Below are 19,150 nucleotides of genomic sequence, written 5' to 3'. Positions count from 1 at the left end.
ACTGATCGAACGCCATGCAAGCCTTTCATCTCTACCTCGACAGCGCCGATCTGGCCGATCTGCAAACCTGCCTGCCCCACCCCGCCGTCCACGGCGTGACCACCAACCCCACGCTGCTGCGCCGCGCCGGCATCACCCGCGCCACGCTGCCAAAATTGCTGAACACCTGCATCAAGCTGGGCGCACGCCAGGTGCAGGCCCAGGTGCATGCCGCCGATACCGAGGGCATCCTGGCCGACGCGCACCAGCTGGTGCGTGAATTCAACCCCGGCCAACTGGTGGTGAAGATCCCCGCCACCCGCGACGGCCTGCGTGCAGGCGCCGAACTGAGCATGGAAGGCATTCCGGTCACCTACACCGCGGTGTACGCGCCCGAGCAGGCCCACTTCGCAGCCCAGCTGGGTGCCGCCTATGCCGCGCCCTACCTGGGCCGACTGGAGGATTCGGGCGTAGACGGTCTGGCCCTGATCGGCCAAATGCAGTCCCTGGTCAGCCGCAGCGGCGCCAACACCCGGCTGCTGGTGGCCAGCGTGCGTTCGCGCGCAGCCTACCTGGCCTTGCTGGAACTGGGCGTGGGCTCCATCACCATCCCGCCCAAGCTGTTCAGTGAGCTGTTCGACCACAGCGCCACGTTGGATGCCGAGCGCGGCTTCCTGGCCGACGCGGCAGCACTGGGCAGTTAGGCGAAGCGGACTTCGGCGCGCAAGCGCTGACCAATCTGGCGGATGCGCTCCTGGCCATTTTGCAGCGCGGCCTGGCTGGTGTGCACCGAATAACGGCCCAGCACCAAATCATGCGGGTGCGGTACCGCAGAACCCAGCACAAACACGCAATCGGTTTCGGCCTGGAAGGTAATGGTGTCTTCAGATGCATCAAACACCGCCATCTCGCCCTGGCGTAGCGTGTCTGGCAATCGCAAGCCCCCTTCGCCCAAGGCCACCCAGGCCACGCTGTGGCCGGTCGGTGGCTGGTATTCCCAGTGCTGCCCGGCCTGCAAACGCACCGACAGGTAATTGATGGACGATGGTGCTTGCAGGCTGCTGCGGGCCGCACCGTAGGCGCCCAATAAGACCTTGGCCGGTCCATCTTGCGCAATATCATCCGGCGTAACGTAGCTACTGAACGCAGGTGCCAGCTCCAGCGCCGCTGGCAAAGCCACCCACAGCTGGAAGCCCCGCATGCGGTCCGAACCACCAGGGCCACCCGCATGCCAGGCGCCGCCACCAGCCTGCATCCACTCCACACCGCCCTCGGCCAGCACACCCTTGCGCCCCGACGTGTCTTCAAAGCCCATGTCGCCCTGCAAGCTCCACGTCAGCGTGGCAATGCCGGAGTGCGGATGCAGGCCAAAGCCCTGGAAGGCGCTTGCATCGGCATCAAACAAGTCCAGAAACACAAATGGCTTCAGGTACTGCCCCAGGTCGGACGGGCTCATCAACCGGGTGATAGGCCCGTGGCGCTGGCCATACGTACGGTGCACGATGCGGCGCAAGGTGCTTGCGACCGCGCTCATACCGCCACCACCGTGGTGCGCGGCCGCAGCCGGTAGGCAACAAAGCCGCTAAGCAGCGCCAACACCAGGGCCGGCACCGCCGTGCCGCCGAGCACCAGCAGATGTGCAGCAATTGCACACAACATGGTCAGACCAAGTAGCAGCCCGCCCCAGAAGCCGGTGCGCGGCACCAGCAACAGCAGCACGCCAGTGATCTCGACCAGGCCAGTTACATAGCGAAACCACTGGCCCAGGCCAATCTGCTCGAAGTTCTGCACCATCATAGGTACGCCCGCCAGCTTGGCCACACCGGCCGCACCAAATGCCAGAGCCAATAACAACCGCACCGCCCAGACGATATGCCCCTGTTTTTTTACCGATGAAGCCATACACAATCCTTTGAAAGTTGAAGACCGGCTCTTCCGCCGTATGCCGCAAGCGTAGCCAGGCATGAATACGGCGACTAGTCGGTAGAATTTGATTTCACTCATCCAAAATTTGAAGTAATTGCATGCTGGACCTGAATGACGTGGCTTTGTTCGTGCAGGTAGTCGAAGCCGGCAGCTTTGCCGCTGCGGCCCGGCGCCTAGGCATGCCCGCCAACAGCGTGAGCCGGCGAATACAGGGTCTGGAACAGCACCTGGGTGCGCGTCTGATGCAGCGCTCGACCCGCAAACTGACCCTCACCGATGCCGGACGCGGCTTCCACGCGCGCTGCGCCGACCAGGTGCGGACCTTGGCGCAAGCCGCCCAGGAGCTGGTCGATGGCAGCCAGCAGCCACAAGGCGCGGTGCGTGTGGCCGCCCCGGCGGATTTCTTCAACTGGTTCCAGATGGACTGGGTGGCCGAGTTCCTGGCAACACACCCACGGGTACGGCTGGAGTTCGTACTGAACGATGCCCGCGCCGACCTGATTGGGGAAGGCATTGACATCGCCCTGCGCGCCGGTACGGTGCTGGAGCCGAATCTGGTGGCACGCCAGATCGGCGTCAGCAACACCATACTGGTAGCCAGCCCGTCCTACCTGGCGCTACGCGGCATGCCCGAGCAGCCCAGCGACCTGGCTCGGCACGATTGCGTAACCCGGGTATCCCGACAGTCCGCCAGCGGCCACAGCAACTGGCGGCTGGACGGCCCGGACGGCAGCGTCGACACCAGCGTCAGCGGGCGGTTTTGCGCCAACAGTATGGACGCAGTGATCAAGGCCACGCTGGCCGGCCTGGGGGTGGCGCCGCTGCCAGCAATGATGGCCCAGCCGCTGCTAGACAGCGGCCGCTTGCTGCCCGTGCTGCCCGCCTACGGGGTGCGCGGCGTGGGCATCCACCTGGTCTACTTGAGCCGGCACCACCTGCCGCGCGCTGTAGCCAGCTTCATTGCGTTTACGATGGACAAAGTCCAGAACTACACCATGGCCGTCCAGCCAGCCCCATCCACCTGCAGAATACCCATATGACCGACCGCACCGTCTTCTTCATCTCCGATGGCACCGGCATTACCGCCGAAACCTTTGGCAACGCCATCCTGGCGCAGTTCTCCATGGCGCCGCGCCATGTGCGCCTGCCCTTCACGGATACGGTAGACAAGGCCCACCAGGCGGTACGCCAGATCAACCACACAGCGGAGCTGGAAGGCAAGCGGCCCATTGTGTTCAGCACCCTGGTGAACATGGAGGTGCTGAAGGTGGTCACGGACAACTGTAAGGGCATGCTGCTGGACATGTTCGGCACCTTTGTGAATCCGCTGGAAAACGAGCTGGGCATCAAGTCCAACCACCGCATCGGCCGCTTCAGCGACGTGAGCAAAAGCCAGGCCTACCACGACCGTATCGAAGCCATCAACTTCAGCCTGGAGCATGACGACGGCCAGACCCACCGCGATCTGGCCCAAGCCGATGTGATCCTGGTCGGCGTCAGCCGCAGCGGCAAGACCCCGACCACCCTGTACCTGGCCATGCAGTACGGCCTGAAGGCCGCCAACTACCCGCTGATCCCCGAAGACTTCGAGCGCCGCCAGCTGCCGCCGGCCCTGGTGGAATACCGCAAAAAGATCTTTGGCCTGTCGATCCAGCCTGAGCGCCTGAGCGAGATCCGCAACGAGCGACGCCCCAACTCCAAGTACGCCTCGCTGGAGAACTGCCGTATGGAGGTGAGCGAAGCCGAAGCCATGATGCGCCGCAGCGGCATCCGCTGGCTGTCCAGCACCACCAAATCCATCGAAGAAATTGCCACCACCATCCTGCAGGAAATCCGGCCGGAACGGCTGGTGTACTGAGGCTTGGGCAGGTGCTTGGCGCCTACACCGCAATGGTGTAGAGCATGGCGCTGGCGCGCTCGTCGGCGTTGTGACCCTGCAGCGCGACATCCCACTCGTGGCCCTGGGCGCCGCGCTGGGGCGGCAAGCCCTGCGTCATGGCAGTGACCTCTTCCGCAGTGGCATCGAACTCGGCGGCCAGTTCACGGTTCTCCAGAAACAGGCGCGCCACCATGGAGCCGCCCGAATCGATGAGCATGAGGTAACGCACAGGCAGTCGGTATGACGTCTGAAGGTTGCCTCGCGGCGCTTCCATTCCGAAGGTTTGACTCATGAAACCATCTTGCCACAGCTATCGCGCCAAGGGTAGTGCTGCTTGTGCCTAGGCGTATATGTTCACGCCTCAATTGCTATCTATTTAGCAGCAACTTACACAGAAGAAATAAGCGCTGCAGGCTTATTTCATCATCAATTCTGTCTACGCGTTTTCATGCTTTCCATTTAATTTAAATGTATACAAACCGATAACAAAGTAGATACATTCACTGCCGGCCCTATCCCATGCTTGTACGCTCCGACCTGATCACCAGCACACTGCCCACGCCGGTCACCAGCCTGAGGGGCGCGGCATCGGCAGAGACGGATGGCCCCGCACTGGCTACGGCCGAGGTTCCGTCCACCATTGTCAGCAACTCCACTGCGCTGGAAGCCCATGCCGCCAGCTGGACCTACATGGCGCCCACACGCTATGTGCCTGCCAGCATGCAGGCTTGGCAAAGCCGATCCGAGGACACGGTCAGCAAGCTCATGGCACGCAATTTCTCGTCCACGGGCAATGCAAACCGCTTCAATGGCCTGGCAGGCGCCTTGCTGGAGCGCTTCAAAACCACGCCGGGTGACTACCAGCAAGCCGTGGCGAACTATGTTCCCAGCAGCAACACCAGCGTCGATGCCGCGGCCAAAATCGCGCTGTCCAGCATCGGCAACAACGCATTGGCCAAAGTGTCTTTGAGCATACGCACCCGCTCTGGCACCGTGGTGAACCTGACCCTGACCAACCAGAACGATGGCCTGGGCGTGGAAATACACAGCAATGGCCCCTTGAGCGCCACCGAAAGCCAGGCCATTGCGCAGTTATCCGCCAGCTTTGAAAGAGCGGTGCAAGGCTTCACTGCGGACCCGCCCACGGTGGATATTGCGGGCCTGGGCGACTACGACAGCACGGTCCTGTCCAGCATCGACCTGAAGGGCCAGATGCTGCGCAACGGCGACAGCTACCGCCTGGACTTCCATGCCGACGCCAGCCAGCGCAGCTTGAAAATGAGCTCTCCCACCGACCAGGTGGATATGAAAGTCAATCTGCAAAACCCAGCTTTATGGGGCAGCCCGGCCCAGCGGGAGCAGGCCATCGCCCAACAATTGCAGAAGATAAGCCAGGCCGGCAGCCGCGGCCATGGCAATGCCGAATGGATAGGCATTGTCCAGGACGCATTTGCGTCCATGCAGCGGTCCTACGGCGTCGATGCCAACGACAGCCCCCAAGTGCCGGCCAGTACCGGCACACCGACCATCAAGGACAGTGCTTTGTTATCTGGCCTGGCTGATTTTGCGCTGCGCATCACCGGCATGACCCAGGCCACCAACCCCATGCGTCTGGACGAAACCGACCGCTTTGACTTCAGTTTGCTGCAGACCACCAGCACCACTGGCCCGGCCGACAAGCCCGACAGCATCCAGCAGCGGCAAACATCCCGGCTCAAGGCTAACTACCACAGCGCGCTAAACGCCTCCGCGAAGCTGGAGCTCACCAGCGAAAAGAAATTGCAAAGCTACCTTTACACCCGCATCGACGACCAGGGCAGCCTGACGGTGACACTGACCCGGCAGCTGGACCAAAGTATGCAGGTGGTGGTGGACAAATCGGCGAAAACCTCCGCCCGGGTCCAGCACTACGAAATGGGCATGCTGGTCGAAGACCGCAGCACGCCCTGACGGCAGGCTCGGCTTAAAAGCTGGTCCAGTCGTCGTCGTTGGTGCTGGCGGCCTTGGGCGCGCTGAGCTTGCCCATGGTGGGTTTGATGCTAGGTTTGGCAGCGGGTTTAAGGACCGGCTTGGAGACAGGCCTGGCGGTCTGCGTGGGCAAAGATTTCGCCAACGGCTTACGGGCTACAGCAGGCGCAGGACGGGCCAGGGCAGGACGGGCAGCCGGCGCGCGCAGGGGTGCCGGGGCGGCCCTGCGCATCGGTGCCGGCACGGGTGCGGTCGCGACAGCGCGCTGGGGGGCAGCACCATCGAGCTTGAACACGGCCACCACCTGCACCAGGTCGTTCGATTGGGTGCGCAGGCTGCTGGCGGCGGCGGCCATTTCTTCCACCAGGGCGGCATTCTGTTGCGTGGCCTGGTCCATCTGGGTGACAGCCTCGCCGACCTGGGCCACGCCCAGGGCTTGTTCGTTGCTGGCGGCGCTGATCTCGCCCATGATGTCGGTGACACGGCGGATGGAGCTGACGACTTCGGTCATGGTGACTCCGGCTTGGTCTACCTGGGCCGTGCCCTGGGCCACGCGTTCCACGCTGGCGTTGATCAGGTTCTTGATTTCCTTGGCGGCGTCGGCACTGCGGCCGGCCAGGCTGCGCACTTCGCTGGCGACCACGGCAAAGCCGCGGCCTTGCTCGCCGGCCCGGGCGGCTTCGACGGCGGCGTTCAAGGCCAGGATGTTGGTCTGGAAGGCGATGCCGTCGATGACGCCGATGATGTCGGCGATCTTTTGCGAGCTGTCGTTGATGCCCTTCATGGTTTCGACGACCTGGTTGACCACTTCACCACCCTGGATGGCCACGGTAGATGCGCTCATGGCCAGCTGGTTCGCCTGGCGGGCGTTGTCGGCGTTCTGGCGCACGGTGGAGCTGAGCTCTTCCATCGACGCGGCGGTTTGCTCCAGCGCGCTGGCTTGCTGCTCGGTGCGGGCGCTGAGGTCGTCGTTGCCTTGGGCGATTTCCGCACTGGCAGTGGCCACGTTTTCGGAGCCCGAACGCACATTGGAGACTACCCGTACCAGGCTGGCCTGCATGTCTTGCAGGCTGGACAGCAGTTGGCCGACTTCGTCGGTGCTGCGGTTGTCGATGTGGGCGGTCAGGTCGCCTCCGGCCACTTGGCGCGCCACACCGGTTGCCTGCACCAGGGGGCGGGTGATGCTACCTGAGATCAGCCAGGCGCAGACCAGGCTCAGCAGCAGGCTGACCACGCCCAGCGCAACCATCAGGCTGCGGCTGGCTTCATAGTTGGCGTGGATTTGCTTGGCAATGCTGTCAATTTGCGCACGCTGCTGAGACAGCAACGCATCCATCTTGGCCAAATACACCTTGGAGGCGGGTACAAACTTGTCGGTCAACACCTTGTTCGCCTCATCCTCTTTGCCATCCTTCTTGAAGGCAAGAATTTCGTCACGGGCAGCTACATATGTTTTTCGGGCGGCCCCAATTTCTGCATAGAGGGCTTTTTCCTCGTCGGTATTGATGACCTCTTCCAGCTTCTTCTGGAACTCGGCCGATGTCTTGGACGACTCGGCTTGGTCTTCTGCAAAGTAAGCAGCTACGGAAGGATCACTGCTTTTGGCGATGGCGCCCGTGCGGCGCACGCCTGTGTGGATGTTCCGATACCAATCGCTCACAAGACGCTCGGTCTTGAGTGGCTCCTCCACCATGTTCTGCGTGGCCTGCGCAACCGCGCTCAACCGAGAAAGACCCACCAAGATACTGATCAAGGACATGATCAGCACCAGGGCGAAACCCAGGCCCAGGCGCTTTGCGATGGACAGGTTCTTAATAAAGCTTGGCATAGCAGCGTCTCTCTCAGAAGTTACGTAAGGAGGTTGAACAGAAAGGCAGGCAGCCGGGCCGGTAGAGCACAGTGGGCAATACGCCCCAATGGCATGTGGGCGGTATGCGCCGTACGGGTTGTGCGCTCAACCATGCGGGGCAGCTCGCGATTCAAGCGCGGAATTCTGCGGTAATTTACACCCGCTTACACGCATGGTTCGCGAAATGCTAGAAATATATGCCACCAAGGCCCAGAGGGCTTCTGGCGCACGCCGGGCAAATCAGCTCAACAGCTATGCATTTAATAGCTGCTTGCGCAGGTATTCCCTGCGATACAAGGGTTTTTTATCTAGATCACGGGCGGGCTTACAGCCCCGCCGCGGTAGCCGCGCGCAGCTTGTCTTTTTTGCTGGGCCGCTTGCCCTTGATGCCACCATTGGAGGGCGCCGAGCCCGCAACGGGCGGTAAGGGCAACTCCACCGGCTCAAAGCCCGCCACCTCTTCGCGCGGCAGGCTCAGGCCCTGGCGCTTTTCGATCAAGGCGAAATGGGCCGCGCTGTCGGCGGTGATAAAGCTGTAGGCCTCGCCGCTGGCACCAGCCCGCCCGGTGCGGCCAATGCGGTGCACATAGTCCACCGCAGAACGCGGCAGGTCGTAGTTGACCACCACCGGCAAGTCTGAGATGTCGATGCCGCGCGCTGCCAAGTCGGTAGCCACCACCACGTGTACGCGCCCGGCCTTGAAGTCGTCCAGCACCTGGGTGCGTTTGCCTTGGCTCAGCTGGCCGTGGAAAGGCTCGGCCAGGATGCCGGCCTTGCGCAGCTTGTCGGCTACCACTTCGGCGGCAAACTTGGTTGCCACAAAAGCCATCACGCGCTGCCAGCCCTGGCTTTGCACCAGGTGGCGCAGCAGCTGGGTGCGGCGGCTGGCATCCACCGCGATGGAGCGCTGGGCAATCGCGGGCGTGGCCGCCTCGGTCGTGGGAGCAGCGGCCATCTCTATACGCACGGGGTCACGCAGCAGTTGCGCGGCCAGGGCCTCGATGGCAGGTGGGAAGGTGGCAGAAAACAGCAGGTTTTGCCGCTGTGCGGGCAACAGCGTGAGCACGCGGGCCAGCTCTTCGCTGAAGCCCAGGTCCAGCAGGCGGTCGGCCTCGTCCAGCACCAGAGATTCCACGGCCGACAGTTGCAGCGCGTTATGGTCCACCAGGTCGAGCAGGCGGCCGGGTGTGGCCACCACGATGTCGGCACCACCGCGCAAGCCCATCATCTGCGGGTTGATGGACACGCCGCCAAAGATCACCGCAATTTTCAGCGGCTGCGGCAGGTGCTGGGCCAAACCACGGAACACCTCGCCCACCTGGGCCGCCAGCTCGCGCGTGGGCACCAGTACCAGCACGCGGCTGCGGCGCTTGCCCTGCAGATGTCCGGCCGCCTGCAGGCGTTGCAGCAGGGGCAAGGCAAATGCGGCGGTCTTGCCCGAGCCGGTGGGCGCAGCAGCCCATACATCGGCCCCACGGGCGATCGCCGGGATGGCCGAGGTCTGGATCGCCGTGGGCGCAGAGAAGCCCTGTTCGCGCACAGCGCGCAGCAAGGCGGGAGCTAGTCCCAGGGAGGCAAAGGGCATGAAGTTGCGTCTGCAAGACGTCTGGAAAGGGGTGGGGAGTTTACTCCCCGGCTGGGCCGCGTCAGCGGCGCAGCGCCAGCAGCCACGCCGGCAAACGGTTCAGCAGCGCCACCAGCCAGCGCATCTGCCATGGAAACGCGCACACCGCCTGGCGCAGCCGGATGGCCTGGGTAATCTGCACCACGGCCTGCGCCTCAGACAGGATGAAGGGCTTGTGGCTGGCGTCACCCTGGTTCAACGCACGCAGCTGGGCCGTGTCCACATAGCCGGGGACAATGGCCGTCACCGCAATGCCAAACGGCTGCAAGGCGGTACGGTAGGTGGCGCACAGGCTGAGCACGCTGCGCTTGGTGGCGCTGTACAAGGACGCGCCCGGATAGTCGTGCAGCAAGCCCGCCACCGAGGCAATCGCCACCAATTGGCCCGACTGCTGGGCCAGCATGGTTTCTGCCGCCAGGCCAAACGCCTGCTCCATGCCGCCTACATTGGTCCGCAACATGCGCAAGGTGGTAGCAGCATCCAGTGGGTGGTGCCGGGTGTTGAAGTAAAAGCCTGCGGCCACGATGAGCAGGTCCAGGCCCGGCGCGGAAAATTGTTGCATTACCCCGGCCAGTGCTGGCGCATCGGTAATGTCCAGCGCATAGGCCTGCAACTGCGCAGCGCCCGCGCCCAGGTCGGCGGGCAAGCGCGCCAGGTCGCGGCCCGCCACGGCCACCGTGTCGCCCTGCTGCAGATATTGCCGCGCCAGCGCCAGACCGATACCGCTGGTACCGCCCAGTATCAGGACGCGCATGGCTCGGCCTGGTTGTAGCGGTCCACCTGGCGCATGCGGGTCTTGTCGCTGGGCACGGGCCGCTGCAAGGCCTCCATGCCGCGCTGGTAACCGTACTGCCATTGCGCTTCGACATATTCTGCATAGGTGGCATGGCTGTCGGGCAGGGCCAGCACGATGCGGTTGCGTAGCCAGTCCAGCTTTTTGTGCACCTGCTGCCGGGGCAATGCGCGCGACACGTCGGAGGTATCGAACCACACGTCGGCATGCTGCCCGTTGACCTGGCGCAGGCGCTGGTTGCCATCCAGGCCCAGCACCTCGCGCCAGGCCGGGATGGAAAAGGTCTGGTCGAACGATTCCTTGAATTCGATCATCACCTCGTGGGCCAGCCGGTGTGCCACCTCGATGGGGAACAGGTCCACCACACCGCCGATGTAGTGGTCGGCCCCATGGCGGTGGCAGGGAAAGTAATAAAAGTCGGTGATTGACAGGCGAGCCGCCTCCTCCACGCCAATGCTGCTGTCGGTATAGAGCTGATCAGCAATCGCATGTGCGCCCCAGAGCGGGCTGGAAAACGGTGAATCCATACCTTGCAGCAAGGCCGCCGCGCGCGGCTCGCAAAGCACCGTCTGGGCGAACAACTTGCGCTCGCCACGGGGTTGCAGCACCTCGTCGGGACGGAACAACAGCTTGCCACCCATGGTTGCCACGGCCACCTCGGATTGGGCGACAGCAGGCGGCAAGGGCAGTTGCGGCGGTACCTCGAACAGGTAATCCTGGAAAAGATTGGGAATGCGCGGCACGCGGCCAGCCGCCAGTTTGCGCCGCAGCGCCCGCGCCAGCGTACCCGTCAGCGTGGCCTGCCGCGCCGGCTGCAGGCTGGCCCAGAAGGCGTACATCTGTGGCGAGCTCAGCCAGGCCTTGCGCTGTGCATCGTCTGGCAGCGCCTGGATGATGGCCGCCGCAATCGCGCCACCACAGCTGGCCAGCAGCAGATCGGGCTGGCGCCCTGCATCGCGGGCTGCAGCATACATGCCGAGATAGATGCCAAAACGGAAGCCGCCTCCGGCGAACACCATGCAGCGTTGGTACTTTGGGGGCATTGGGGACTGGTTCATGCCGCTAAGATAACCCACGCAAGATAGGCAACAAAAGAAGGCTGCGAATGGCGTCTGTGAACGGGGTGACATGGCAGCAGCGGCTGGCCCACCTGGGGCTCAACAGCCTGGCATTTCTGCTGTGCTACATGCTTGCCAATGCGTGGGCCCAACAGCAGGCTACGCCACGCAATGTAGCCCTGGAATGGGACACGCAGATCCCGTTTCTGCCCTGGATGGTCCTGCCCTATGCCAGCAGCGGGCTGTTCTTCTGCTCGGCGTTTTTCCTGGTACGCAGCCCAGATGCCTTGCGCGGGCTGAGCCAGCGTCTGCTGCTGGCCACCGCCGTGGCCGGGGCCGTCTTTGTGCTGCTGCCGCTGCAGTTCGGCTGGCCACGGCCCATGGTTGCGTCGCCTGTGTTGGCCGCTCTGTACCAGGGGCTGGAACTGGTAGACCGCCCGTACAACCAGCTACCATCCTTGCATGTTGCCTATTGCTTGCTGTTCTGGACATCGTTGCGCCACCGACTGAGCAGCTTATGGGCACGCATGGCGCTGGGCGGCTGGCTGCTGCTGACGGCCGTGTCCACCCTGTTCACCTACCAACACCATCTGCTGGATGTGGCTGGCGGGCTACTGCTGGGCTGGGTGTGTATTGTCTGCATCCCACCGGGCCGCAGCGAACCCTTTGTGGGTTTGTATTACTTTGTCGCGGCCTGCATCGCGTGGGTGCTGGGGCGCTACGCCTTGCAGCTGTGCGCCACGCTGTATCTGGTGCTGAGTCTAGGCCTGGTCAGCTTGGCCTATGCACGGCGCCAGCAGGGCTTTCTGCGCAAACGGCAGGGCCAATTTCCTTGGTGGGTATGGTGCGTGTACGCGCCCTATCTGCTGGGCTACCGGCTGACGTGGCTGGCGGTCCGGTGGAGCGGCCGGCATTTGCCACCAGTTCGACGCATCGGCCCCCAACTCTGGATAGGGCGCCGCCTGACGGATGCCGAGGCCCGGCTCTTGCCTGCCGGCTGCAGCGTCATCGACCTGGCCAATGAGCTGCCAGAAACCCCTGCGCTGCGCGCCCACCAAGCCCAACACCATTACCAGCACTTTGCGCTGCTGGACATCGTGCCACCCCCTGCGGATACAGTGCAGCAAATTGTGGCGGCCGTACGCCGCGAAACCGACGCCGGTCGCCCGGTGTATCTGCATTGCGCCATGGGCTACCGCCGCTGCCTGCAGATTGCCAATGCCTGTACACAATAGAAGCCATGCGCATTTCCATCTACCAACTCAAACCCCGTTTTCAGCAACTGCTGCGCCCCAGCCTGTCCTGGCTGGCACGCGCGGGAGTTACACCTAACCAGGTCACGCTGCTGGCCATGGTGTTGTCGTTGCTGTACGGCGCGGCGCTGCTGCTTTGGCCGCAAGACCTGCGGCTGTGGGTCGGGCTGCCTGTGTTCATGCTGCTGCGCATGGGCTTGAATGCCATCGACGGCATGCTGGCCCAGGCCACCGGGAAAAAAACGCGCCTGGGTGCGCTGCTGAATGAGATCGCCGACCAAATATCCGATGCCGTCCTGGTGTTGCCCTTTGCATTCGCGGCCAGCATCTATGCGCCCCTGGTGGTGCTGGCCGCGTTGGCCGCGCTGCTGACGGAGTTTGCCGGTGTGCTAGCCCTGCAGATAGGGGCAACTCGCGGCTTTGATGGCCCCATGGGCAAGAGCGACCGCGCCGCAGCTTTCAGCCTGCTGGCCCTGCTGCTGGCGGCTGGCGCCGGCCCGTTATGGCTGAATGGCCTGCTGTGCCTGGTACTGCTGCTATTGGCCTGGACGCTGCTCAACCGCCTGCGTTCAGCGCTGCGCCACGGCGCGCCACCGACACGGTAAAAATCCCTGCCACGCCCACCTCGCTGTGGAGCTTGTGGCAGCCCGCACTGGCCACCAGGGCATCCATCTCCGCCTGCGGCCGCGGGCGCATCTGCCAGGGCTGGCCCTGGTGGTTGGTCAAGGTCTTGGCAATCATCAGCAGATGCGGGTGCCAGGGCTGGCCGGTATAGACCAGATAGCCACCCTCTTTCAGCTGCCGGCCTATGCCCTGCAAGGACTGCAGCACCCGGGCGTTGTCGCTGAACAATTCATACAGACCAGAGACGATGGCGATGTCATAGGGCGCCTCGTCGGCAGGATAGCTGGCGGGCTCGAAAGCGTCGCGGCGTTGGTAGGCGATATGGTTCTTCAACTGCAGTTGCATGGCGAGCTGAAGCGCCTGCTCCAGGTTGCGTGGGTCCATGTCGCGCAGGGTGATTTCAATTTCGCGATCCTGGTGGCGCTTCACGGTCTCCAGCACATAGCGGCCGCCACCCGCGGCAATGTCCAGAATGCGCAGCGACTGGTCTGCCGGGTGCTGCGAAATCAATGCCCCTAGCAATTGCTGCAGCTGCGCCTTGCGCTGGCGTATACCGCGCCAACCAATGGCGTCCAGGTAGCCACGGTCGATCAACGGCCCCACACCCCAGCGCCCACCGGCCTGGTTGCGGTACACGTAGTCCAGCGAGGCACCGGAATCAAAACCGTGCACCAGGCCGATGCGCATGCCATCGCTCCATGGTCCCAACTTCGCCAGCATGCGCTTTTGCAAGCCGAAATAGGCGTCGTCCCACGCACTGCCGCCCCTGCCCTGTTGCAAGGCCTGATAACGCTGAGCGCTGGGGCCCAGCGTATCGGCCGCATGGTAGCTATCCAGGGCCGGAAATTCTTTCGCGAAGCACTCTGCAATAAATGCTTTACTGGCCTCTAGCGCTTGTTCTACCTGGGCCTTCGCTTCATAAAAGATAGCATGATGGCAATCGGGAATCACCACATAGCGCTTCATGGCGGACGCAAGACGATCAAAAAACTGGCGTTGCGGCGCCTGCTTGACCACATAGTCTTTGTCGGCCACCAGCATCAGCACCGGCGTGTCTATGGCCTGGGCGTCTTCCACCACGCGCTGCGCGGTATCGGCCAGGTCCAGCAGCACCCGCGCCGAAATGTTGCGTGTGATCAGCGGGTCTAGATCGTAGGCCTGCGCCTGGGCCGTCGAATGCGTCAGCATGCCCGCGCGGATGTAGCTGGTCACGCTCAGCCCGGGGCTGAAACGCAGCGCCAGGCGCAATGCGGGCTTGGCCAGGGGAACATACAGATTGATGTCAAAGGCCGCCGCCGCCATCACCACGCCGCGCACCCGGGGTGCGTAGTCATGCAGCCAAGTGGCCGCAATCACCGCGCCCACGCTATTGGCCACGATCAGCATGTTCTCCGCAGCAATGCCGTAGCGGGCTTGCAGGTGGCGGATGAAAGCCTCGAAGTCTTGCACCAGGGTGTAGAAGCTGGGCGCATCACCCCGCTCGCCGGGCGAATGCCCGTGGCCACGCGCATCCCAGGCAAAGGCCCAGTCCTGGGTGCAGCCCAATTGCTCTACCAGCGGCTGGATGCGGCCCGAATGCTCATGGCCGCGGTGCAGAAAAACCAGCGCCCGCTGCGGGCCGTCGTCGCGTGGCGTAGTCGGCTGCCAGCTGCGATAGAAAATACGGGTCTGGTCAAAGCTTTCAAAACCGGATTCCTGCTGGGTCCAGCCGGAAGCATTCAATAGGGTCATAGGGATATCTCGGTATACGGATCACGTGCAAACCTCACAGCGTCAAGCCCCAGTACAAGGCCGGGGCGGTCAATACCAGGCTATCTACACGGTCCAGAATACCGCCATGGCCTGGGATCAGCTGCGAAAAGTCCTTGATGCCCAAACTGCGTTTGGCGGCAGACAGCGCCATATCGCCCACAAAGCCGGCCAACGATAACAACACGCCCAGGGCCAGCAACTGCAGCACGGCAGCCAGCTGTAGATACCAACCCAACAGCGCTGACACCACCATGCTGGTCAGCACACCGCCCAGCAGTCCCTGCCAGGTCTTGTTTGGACTGATGCGGGCCGCAACCTTGTGCCTTCCCCAGCATTTTCCGCACACAAACTGCGCAATGTCATTCAGGGCTGTCAGCACAAACAGGTAAAAAAACCAGGCCAGGTTGGCGCCTGCAGATGAGGTGATATGCAGCAGCCGCGGCAAAAAGCTCAGCCCTGCGCACAGCCAGAGGAACAACAAGATCAGCATCCACGACGCTCTGCGGTACATACCGAAAGCCAAGATCTGCAGCAGCAGCATTCCCAGCAATACACCACATGCCAAATCCGGGTTATACAGCGCGAGCAGCGTTTGCAGCAGCAGCACTATGGCACAAGCCCCGTAGAAAAATTGAGCCCGCCCGGGGTAATGCATACCCAGCTCACGCATGGCCAGGCCGGCGATCAGCAAGGACAACAAGCCCGGCCCCCACGGATACAGCAGCAGACACAGACTCACCACCGGAAATATCCGCCACCAGGCATTTATCTGCAGGCTCAAGGCGCTCTGCCGCGCCGGGCTTAAACCCACCCCCGCACTGGCAAGCGCCAGCAGGCCATACAGCAGCAGCATGGCCCAGCCGATACGCGGTGCCGCACCCCATGCAGCAAGCCCAAACGCCCAGGGGCCTAACAACGCGTCAGGCATCGATTGCCGCAAGTCGGAAGAATGTCAACATTCGGTAAATTCTAGGGCAGCAAAAATAAGCAAGCCGGCCGCTTGACGAGATCAAAGCTCCCTGGATAAACGAACTGATTGCATAGCGTCTATTTATTCGCCTGAGACTTGCAGTTTGTTAAAGATGCAACCGCTTTCGATATGACAGATCTTCTCCTTGGAACCTGCAGGCTTGCAACCTACCACATTGCCCCCGGAACAGGGTACCAGGAAAAAACTCCTTCTTGCTGACCATCCCGATTCATGGCATAAGCTGGCCTGTAATGTGATCTGAATAAGGCGAACCAACCATGTGTGATCTGAATGACCAGGAAGAACTCAACAAGTACACCCGTCGCGACTTCGGTGTATGGGCTGCATCCGCCGGCCTGCTGACCGCGCTGCCCAGTGTGGCCAACGCCGCGGCGGTCGCCGAGCGCGAGGTGACCATCACCACGCCAGACGGCATTTGCGACGCGTATTTTGTCGCCCCCACGTCGGGTGCCGCGCCCGGCGTACTGGTGTGGCCCGATGTATATGGTTTGCGCCCAGCCTTCAGGCAGATGGGCCGACGACTGGCCGAATCGGGCTACAGCGTACTCGTGGTGAACCCCTTTTACCGGCAGAAAAAGGCGCCTACTGCGGTACAGGGCGGCCAGACGCCAATCGCCGAAGTGATGCCGTTGATGCAGGCCCTGACGCCAGCCATGCACCTGAGCGACGGCAAGACCTTCGTGGCCTGGCTCGATGCCCAACCCGAGGTGGACAAAACGCGCAAACTGGGTACCACCGGCTATTGCATGGGGGGACCCATCGCGGTGCGCACAGCCACAGTAGCACCGGGCCGTGTGGGTGCTGTTGGCACTTTCCATGGCGCTGCCATGGTGACCGCAGCGCCCGATAGCCCGCATCGACTGGTAGCCCAGACTCAGGCGCGCTACTTGATTGCGATTGCCGAGAACGACGATACCAAGGAACCCGAAGCCAAAGCCACCCTGCGCGCCGCGTTCGAAAGCGCGAAATTGTCGGCGGAAGTTGAGGTGTACCCAGCGGCCCACGGCTGGTGCCCGCCCGACACACGGGTCTACGATGCCGCCCAAGCCGAACGCGCCTGGACGCGCCTGCTGGCGACTTTCAGCACGGCATTGGTCTAATCTCGTCCGTCGGCTGGCAGGCCGAATCGGGTGCCGCAGTGTCCCGGCCTGGCTATGCAGATCGCGGGGACCAACGCTGGTAGTCCAAACAATGCTTGAGAGAGCTTTGGAGGACTGAGTTGGACCCATAGCGCCCTATCGCGCGAGATCCACGACCGGCTGCAATCGCCGCAAAACAGCCGTGCAGGATGCTCTGAAATGACAGCCGCTGGGTGGAACAAGGCGCATCGCTGGGATTTGACAAGCCTCCAGCGAAATATGGCGCCGCCTGTTTGCCAGGCTTACCCGATATAGACGACGCTAAAAATGCGTGAGAAATGTGTGAGAGCCTGGACGTTATGTGACGAAACAGGACGGTTTACAAATACGTAAGTCGTTTATTTTTAACGACTTACGTATGTTTTTTTGGTGGAGCCGGGGGGATTTGAACCCCCGTCCGCAAGCCTTCTTCGAACAGTTCTACATGTGTAGCCATCTGGTTTAAGTCTCGCCTTTTGCATCGCGCAGTGGCACGCTATGCAAAACGCCAGTAACCTATTTTCTCGAAGCACACTAAGTTACCCAGTGCACCCCCAGCCAAATGAAATTACCCCGCAGCCTGGACTGCAATACCTTGCGGCATTGCAACCCTTGCCCAGCCTATTGGCTTGCTGTTGCGAGGCTCACGCGCAATTAAGCGGCGAGTGCGAAACGTTCGTCGTTTGCAGTTAGGTTTTTTCTGCTGTTTTACGAGGTGACAGAACCTCGACATGCCCTGCTGCGCGTCCGAACCCACGTCGAAACCAGTGCAGCCCCAAGTTGCCTATTTTAAACGACGAATCCTGCCTGCGCATTTGGCAGCCATTGCAGCAACTCTTCCGGCGCATGGATCACCTGGTGCGCACCCCACTGGGCAATGTCGGCATTACTTCCGAGGTAGCCATACGCGGCTGCCACCGTGTACATACCCGCAGCCAAGCCCGCGACAATATCACGCTCATCATCACCCACATATACACAACTCTCGGGGGCGACCCCCAAGCGACGCGCCGCCTCGAACAAAGGTTCAGGGTGGGGTTTAGCATGTGGGGTCGAATCCCCGCCCACAACCGCTCCTGCAGATGCAAAAATCGGCATGGCCTGGGTCAAAGGAATCGCAAATCGCTCTGATTTATTGGTGACCACTCCCCAGGCCAGCTGTCGCCCAGTAAGTTCCTGCAACAAAGCAGGTATGCCATCAAATGCATAGGTTTGAAGCGTCAAGCGTTGTTCATAGTTGCTGAAAAACTCTTCTCGCATTAGCGCGTAGTCGGAATGGTCGGGCTGTATACCGAAGGCGATACCGAGCATGCCTCGCGCACCCGCACCGACCATAGGCCGGTAACGCTCCGCCGGATAAGAGGAGAGGCCACGATCTGTACGCATTTTGTCCGCCGCTGCCGCAAGATCTGGTGCGCTGTCCACCAAAGTGCCATCCAGATCAAACAAAATCGCCCGGACATTCTGAAACTGGGAACCCAATGAAGAAGTCATAGCTTTTGCGTTGCAAACATATAGTTCACACTGGTGTCCGCACTCAAAGCATACCGCTGGGTCACGGGATTGAACTCCAATCCACAGGTATGGCTCAGTGCCAGATCTGCTGAGCGGCAATACGCTGCAAGCTCGCTAGGACGGATCATTTTGGCGTACTCATGCGTACCACGCGGCAACATGTTGAGCACATACTCGGCACCCACAATCGCCATCAAGAAAGATTTTGCACTGCGGTGGATGGTGGAAAAAAATACCCACCCACCAGGCTTGACCAAAGTCGAACAGGCCCGCACTACAGAGGCGGGATCCGGCACATGCTCCAGCATTTCCATGCATGTCACCACATCAAAACTGCCCGCTTGCTCAACAGCCATATTTTCAGCGCTGATTTCCCGGTATTGAACCCTGGGTGTCCCTGACTCAAGAGCATGCAACTGCGCAACTTTGAGGGCTTTACTCGACAGGTCGATGCCTACCGCGTCCCCCCCGGCTCTGGCGATGGAGTCGGTCAATATGCCGCCGCCACAACCAATATCCAGCACCCGCTTACCCTTGAACGAGGCCAAGCAGTCCATCCACGCCAGGCGCAAGGGGTTGATCTGGTGCAAAGGACGGAACTCGCTGTCCTTGTCCCACCAACGATGGGCTAACTCAGAAAATTTGGCCAGTTCGGCCGGATCAGCATTCAGGCTTGGATTCATTCCATAATTTTCGCAGATTACACACGCTGGCTTGGCCCGCGATATGTGTCATACAGACGCAAAAAAGCCTCCCGAAGGAGGCTTTTTTGACTGGCATTTAGCCGAGTCTTTATCTATGCAACGCCAAAATACTTCAGC

Annotated in this window: 18 protein-coding genes and 1 other RNA gene; 7 read left to right on the top strand and 12 right to left on the bottom strand. The window is 61.8% G+C overall.

Annotated features, from left to right (window positions below; genetic code table 11):
* Positions 1-14: 14 nt before the first annotated feature.
* Positions 15-683 carry a transaldolase family protein gene (locus AC07R0_RS00210; protein WP_495103315.1) on the top strand — a complete coding sequence of 223 codons (669 nt, stop codon included), beginning with the start codon at positions 15-17 and terminating at the stop codon, positions 681-683.
* Here AC07R0_RS00210 and AC07R0_RS00205 read toward each other — a convergent pair.
* Positions 680-1,513: a pirin family protein gene (locus AC07R0_RS00205; RefSeq protein WP_495103314.1), complete on the bottom strand. Its 834-nt coding sequence runs from the start codon at positions 1,511-1,513 to the stop codon at positions 680-682. The genes AC07R0_RS00210 and AC07R0_RS00205 overlap by 4 nt on opposite strands.
* Positions 1,510-1,881 carry a DoxX family protein gene (locus AC07R0_RS00200; protein ID WP_495103313.1) on the bottom strand — a complete coding sequence of 124 codons (372 nt, stop codon included), beginning with the start codon at positions 1,879-1,881 and terminating at the stop codon, positions 1,510-1,512. Before AC07R0_RS00200 ends, AC07R0_RS00205 begins: the two co-directional genes overlap by 4 nt.
* 122 nt (positions 1,882-2,003) lie before the next feature.
* On the opposite strand from AC07R0_RS00200, the gene AC07R0_RS00195 reads away from it, so the two are divergent.
* Together AC07R0_RS00195 and ppsR are read left to right on the top strand one after the other, a co-directional pair.
* On the top strand, positions 2,004-2,945 hold the full coding sequence (locus AC07R0_RS00195) for a LysR family transcriptional regulator (RefSeq protein ID WP_495103312.1): 942 nt from the start codon (positions 2,004-2,006) through the stop codon (positions 2,943-2,945).
* Positions 2,942-3,763 carry a posphoenolpyruvate synthetase regulatory kinase/phosphorylase PpsR gene (gene ppsR / locus AC07R0_RS00190; protein ID WP_495099056.1) on the top strand — a complete coding sequence of 274 codons (822 nt, stop codon included), beginning with the start codon at positions 2,942-2,944 and terminating at the stop codon, positions 3,761-3,763. Before AC07R0_RS00195 ends, ppsR begins: the two co-directional genes overlap by 4 nt.
* 22 nt (positions 3,764-3,785) lie before the next feature.
* On the opposite strand, the gene AC07R0_RS00185 is transcribed toward ppsR, so the two are convergent.
* Positions 3,786-4,013 carry a hypothetical protein gene (locus AC07R0_RS00185; RefSeq protein WP_495103311.1) on the bottom strand — a complete coding sequence of 76 codons (228 nt, stop codon included), beginning with the start codon at positions 4,011-4,013 and terminating at the stop codon, positions 3,786-3,788.
* A 290-nt stretch (positions 4,014-4,303) separates the two neighbouring features.
* Here AC07R0_RS00185 and AC07R0_RS00180 point away from each other — a divergent pair, with 290 nt between their 5' ends.
* Positions 4,304-5,734: a hypothetical protein gene (locus AC07R0_RS00180; RefSeq protein ID WP_495103310.1), complete on the top strand. Its 1,431-nt coding sequence runs from the start codon at positions 4,304-4,306 to the stop codon at positions 5,732-5,734.
* Positions 5,735-5,747: 13 nt separating this feature from the next.
* Here AC07R0_RS00180 and AC07R0_RS00175 read toward each other — a convergent pair whose 3' ends face one another.
* The 4 genes from AC07R0_RS00175 to AC07R0_RS00160 form a co-directional block, all read right to left on the bottom strand.
* Positions 5,748-7,580 carry a methyl-accepting chemotaxis protein gene (locus tag AC07R0_RS00175; RefSeq protein WP_495103309.1) on the bottom strand — a complete coding sequence of 611 codons (1,833 nt, stop codon included), beginning with the start codon at positions 7,578-7,580 and terminating at the stop codon, positions 5,748-5,750.
* 346 nt (positions 7,581-7,926) lie between these two features.
* Complete coding sequence (locus tag AC07R0_RS00170) at positions 7,927-9,186, bottom strand: DEAD/DEAH box helicase (protein ID WP_495103308.1); 1,260 nt, start codon at positions 9,184-9,186, stop codon at positions 7,927-7,929.
* Between the two features lie 61 nt (positions 9,187-9,247).
* On the bottom strand, positions 9,248-9,979 hold the full coding sequence (locus tag AC07R0_RS00165; RefSeq protein WP_495103307.1) for an SDR family NAD(P)-dependent oxidoreductase: 732 nt from the start codon (positions 9,977-9,979) through the stop codon (positions 9,248-9,250).
* Positions 9,967-11,076 carry a patatin-like phospholipase family protein gene (locus AC07R0_RS00160; RefSeq protein WP_495103306.1) on the bottom strand — a complete coding sequence of 370 codons (1,110 nt, stop codon included), beginning with the start codon at positions 11,074-11,076 and terminating at the stop codon, positions 9,967-9,969. Before AC07R0_RS00160 ends, AC07R0_RS00165 begins: the two co-directional genes overlap by 13 nt.
* A gap of 47 nt (positions 11,077-11,123) precedes the next feature.
* Here AC07R0_RS00160 and AC07R0_RS00155 point away from each other — a divergent pair, with 47 nt between their 5' ends.
* On the top strand, positions 11,124-12,311 hold the full coding sequence (locus AC07R0_RS00155; protein WP_495103305.1) for a phosphatase PAP2/dual specificity phosphatase family protein: 1,188 nt from the start codon (positions 11,124-11,126) through the stop codon (positions 12,309-12,311).
* A gap of 5 nt (positions 12,312-12,316) precedes the next feature.
* Positions 12,317-12,934, top strand: coding sequence for a CDP-alcohol phosphatidyltransferase family protein (locus tag AC07R0_RS00150; protein ID WP_495103304.1), 618 nt, complete (start codon positions 12,317-12,319; stop codon positions 12,932-12,934).
* On the opposite strand, the gene AC07R0_RS00145 is transcribed toward AC07R0_RS00150, so the two are convergent.
* Together AC07R0_RS00145 and AC07R0_RS00140 are read right to left on the bottom strand one after the other, a co-directional pair.
* Entirely contained in the window at positions 12,885-14,684 is a 1,800-nt protein-coding gene (locus AC07R0_RS00145; RefSeq protein ID WP_495103303.1) for a bifunctional alpha/beta hydrolase/class I SAM-dependent methyltransferase, read from the bottom strand. The genes AC07R0_RS00150 and AC07R0_RS00145 overlap by 50 nt on opposite strands.
* A gap of 34 nt (positions 14,685-14,718) precedes the next feature.
* Positions 14,719-15,633, bottom strand: a complete 915-nt coding sequence (locus tag AC07R0_RS00140; RefSeq protein ID WP_495103302.1) for a phosphatidate cytidylyltransferase — start codon at positions 15,631-15,633, stop codon at positions 14,719-14,721.
* Positions 15,634-15,953: 320 nt separating this feature from the next.
* On the opposite strand from AC07R0_RS00140, the gene AC07R0_RS00135 reads away from it, so the two are divergent.
* The gene (locus AC07R0_RS00135; RefSeq protein ID WP_495103301.1) at positions 15,954-16,796 is read left to right on the top strand and encodes a dienelactone hydrolase family protein; all 843 of its coding nucleotides are present in this window, start codon (positions 15,954-15,956) and stop codon (positions 16,794-16,796) included.
* A gap of 406 nt (positions 16,797-17,202) precedes the next feature.
* Here AC07R0_RS00135 and ssrA read toward each other — a convergent pair.
* The 3 genes from ssrA to ubiG form a co-directional block, all read right to left on the bottom strand.
* Positions 17,203-17,591, bottom strand: a transfer-messenger RNA (tmRNA) gene (gene ssrA, locus AC07R0_RS00130).
* 12 nt (positions 17,592-17,603) lie between these two features.
* Positions 17,604-18,308 (bottom strand): HAD family hydrolase, encoded by a 705-nt coding sequence (locus AC07R0_RS00125; RefSeq protein ID WP_495103300.1) that lies wholly within the window; start codon positions 18,306-18,308, stop codon positions 17,604-17,606.
* Positions 18,305-19,012 carry a bifunctional 2-polyprenyl-6-hydroxyphenol methylase/3-demethylubiquinol 3-O-methyltransferase UbiG gene (ubiG, locus tag AC07R0_RS00120; protein ID WP_495103299.1) on the bottom strand — a complete coding sequence of 236 codons (708 nt, stop codon included), beginning with the start codon at positions 19,010-19,012 and terminating at the stop codon, positions 18,305-18,307. Before ubiG ends, AC07R0_RS00125 begins: the two co-directional genes overlap by 4 nt.
* Positions 19,013-19,150: the final 138 nt, after the last annotated feature.

Source organism: Rhodoferax sp. GW821-FHT07F03, from assembly GCF_059418745.1.
Note: the sequence above shows the minus strand (reverse complement) of the source record. Positions and strands in the feature narration are given on the sequence as shown.

What these genes read in the sequence shown, in the direction of transcription:
- AC07R0_RS00210 (WP_495103315.1), top strand. Translation starts at nt 15, where the DNA reads ATGCAAGCCTTTCATCTCTACCTCGACAGCGCCGATCTGGCCGATCTG.
- AC07R0_RS00205 (WP_495103314.1), bottom strand. Translation starts at nt 1,513, where the DNA reads ATGAGCGCGGTCGCAAGCACCTTGCGCCGCATCGTGCACCGTACGTAT.
- AC07R0_RS00200 (WP_495103313.1), bottom strand. Translation starts at nt 1,881, where the DNA reads ATGGCTTCATCGGTAAAAAAACAGGGGCATATCGTCTGGGCGGTGCGG.
- AC07R0_RS00195 (WP_495103312.1), top strand. Translation starts at nt 2,004, where the DNA reads ATGCTGGACCTGAATGACGTGGCTTTGTTCGTGCAGGTAGTCGAAGCC.
- ppsR (WP_495099056.1), top strand. Translation starts at nt 2,942, where the DNA reads ATGACCGACCGCACCGTCTTCTTCATCTCCGATGGCACCGGCATTACC.
- AC07R0_RS00180 (WP_495103310.1), top strand. Translation starts at nt 4,304, where the DNA reads ATGCTTGTACGCTCCGACCTGATCACCAGCACACTGCCCACGCCGGTC.
- AC07R0_RS00175 (WP_495103309.1), bottom strand. Translation starts at nt 7,580, where the DNA reads ATGCCAAGCTTTATTAAGAACCTGTCCATCGCAAAGCGCCTGGGCCTG.
- AC07R0_RS00170 (WP_495103308.1), bottom strand. Translation starts at nt 9,186, where the DNA reads ATGCCCTTTGCCTCCCTGGGACTAGCTCCCGCCTTGCTGCGCGCTGTG.
- AC07R0_RS00165 (WP_495103307.1), bottom strand. Translation starts at nt 9,979, where the DNA reads ATGCGCGTCCTGATACTGGGCGGTACCAGCGGTATCGGTCTGGCGCTG.
- AC07R0_RS00160 (WP_495103306.1), bottom strand. Translation starts at nt 11,076, where the DNA reads ATGAACCAGTCCCCAATGCCCCCAAAGTACCAACGCTGCATGGTGTTC.
- AC07R0_RS00155 (WP_495103305.1), top strand. Translation starts at nt 11,124, where the DNA reads ATGGCGTCTGTGAACGGGGTGACATGGCAGCAGCGGCTGGCCCACCTG.
- AC07R0_RS00150 (WP_495103304.1), top strand. Translation starts at nt 12,317, where the DNA reads ATGCGCATTTCCATCTACCAACTCAAACCCCGTTTTCAGCAACTGCTG.
- AC07R0_RS00145 (WP_495103303.1), bottom strand. Translation starts at nt 14,684, where the DNA reads ATGACCCTATTGAATGCTTCCGGCTGGACCCAGCAGGAATCCGGTTTT.
- AC07R0_RS00140 (WP_495103302.1), bottom strand. Translation starts at nt 15,633, where the DNA reads ATGCCTGACGCGTTGTTAGGCCCCTGGGCGTTTGGGCTTGCTGCATGG.
- AC07R0_RS00135 (WP_495103301.1), top strand. Translation starts at nt 15,954, where the DNA reads ATGTGTGATCTGAATGACCAGGAAGAACTCAACAAGTACACCCGTCGC.
- AC07R0_RS00125 (WP_495103300.1), bottom strand. Translation starts at nt 18,308, where the DNA reads ATGACTTCTTCATTGGGTTCCCAGTTTCAGAATGTCCGGGCGATTTTG.
- ubiG (WP_495103299.1), bottom strand. Translation starts at nt 19,012, where the DNA reads ATGAATCCAAGCCTGAATGCTGATCCGGCCGAACTGGCCAAATTTTCT.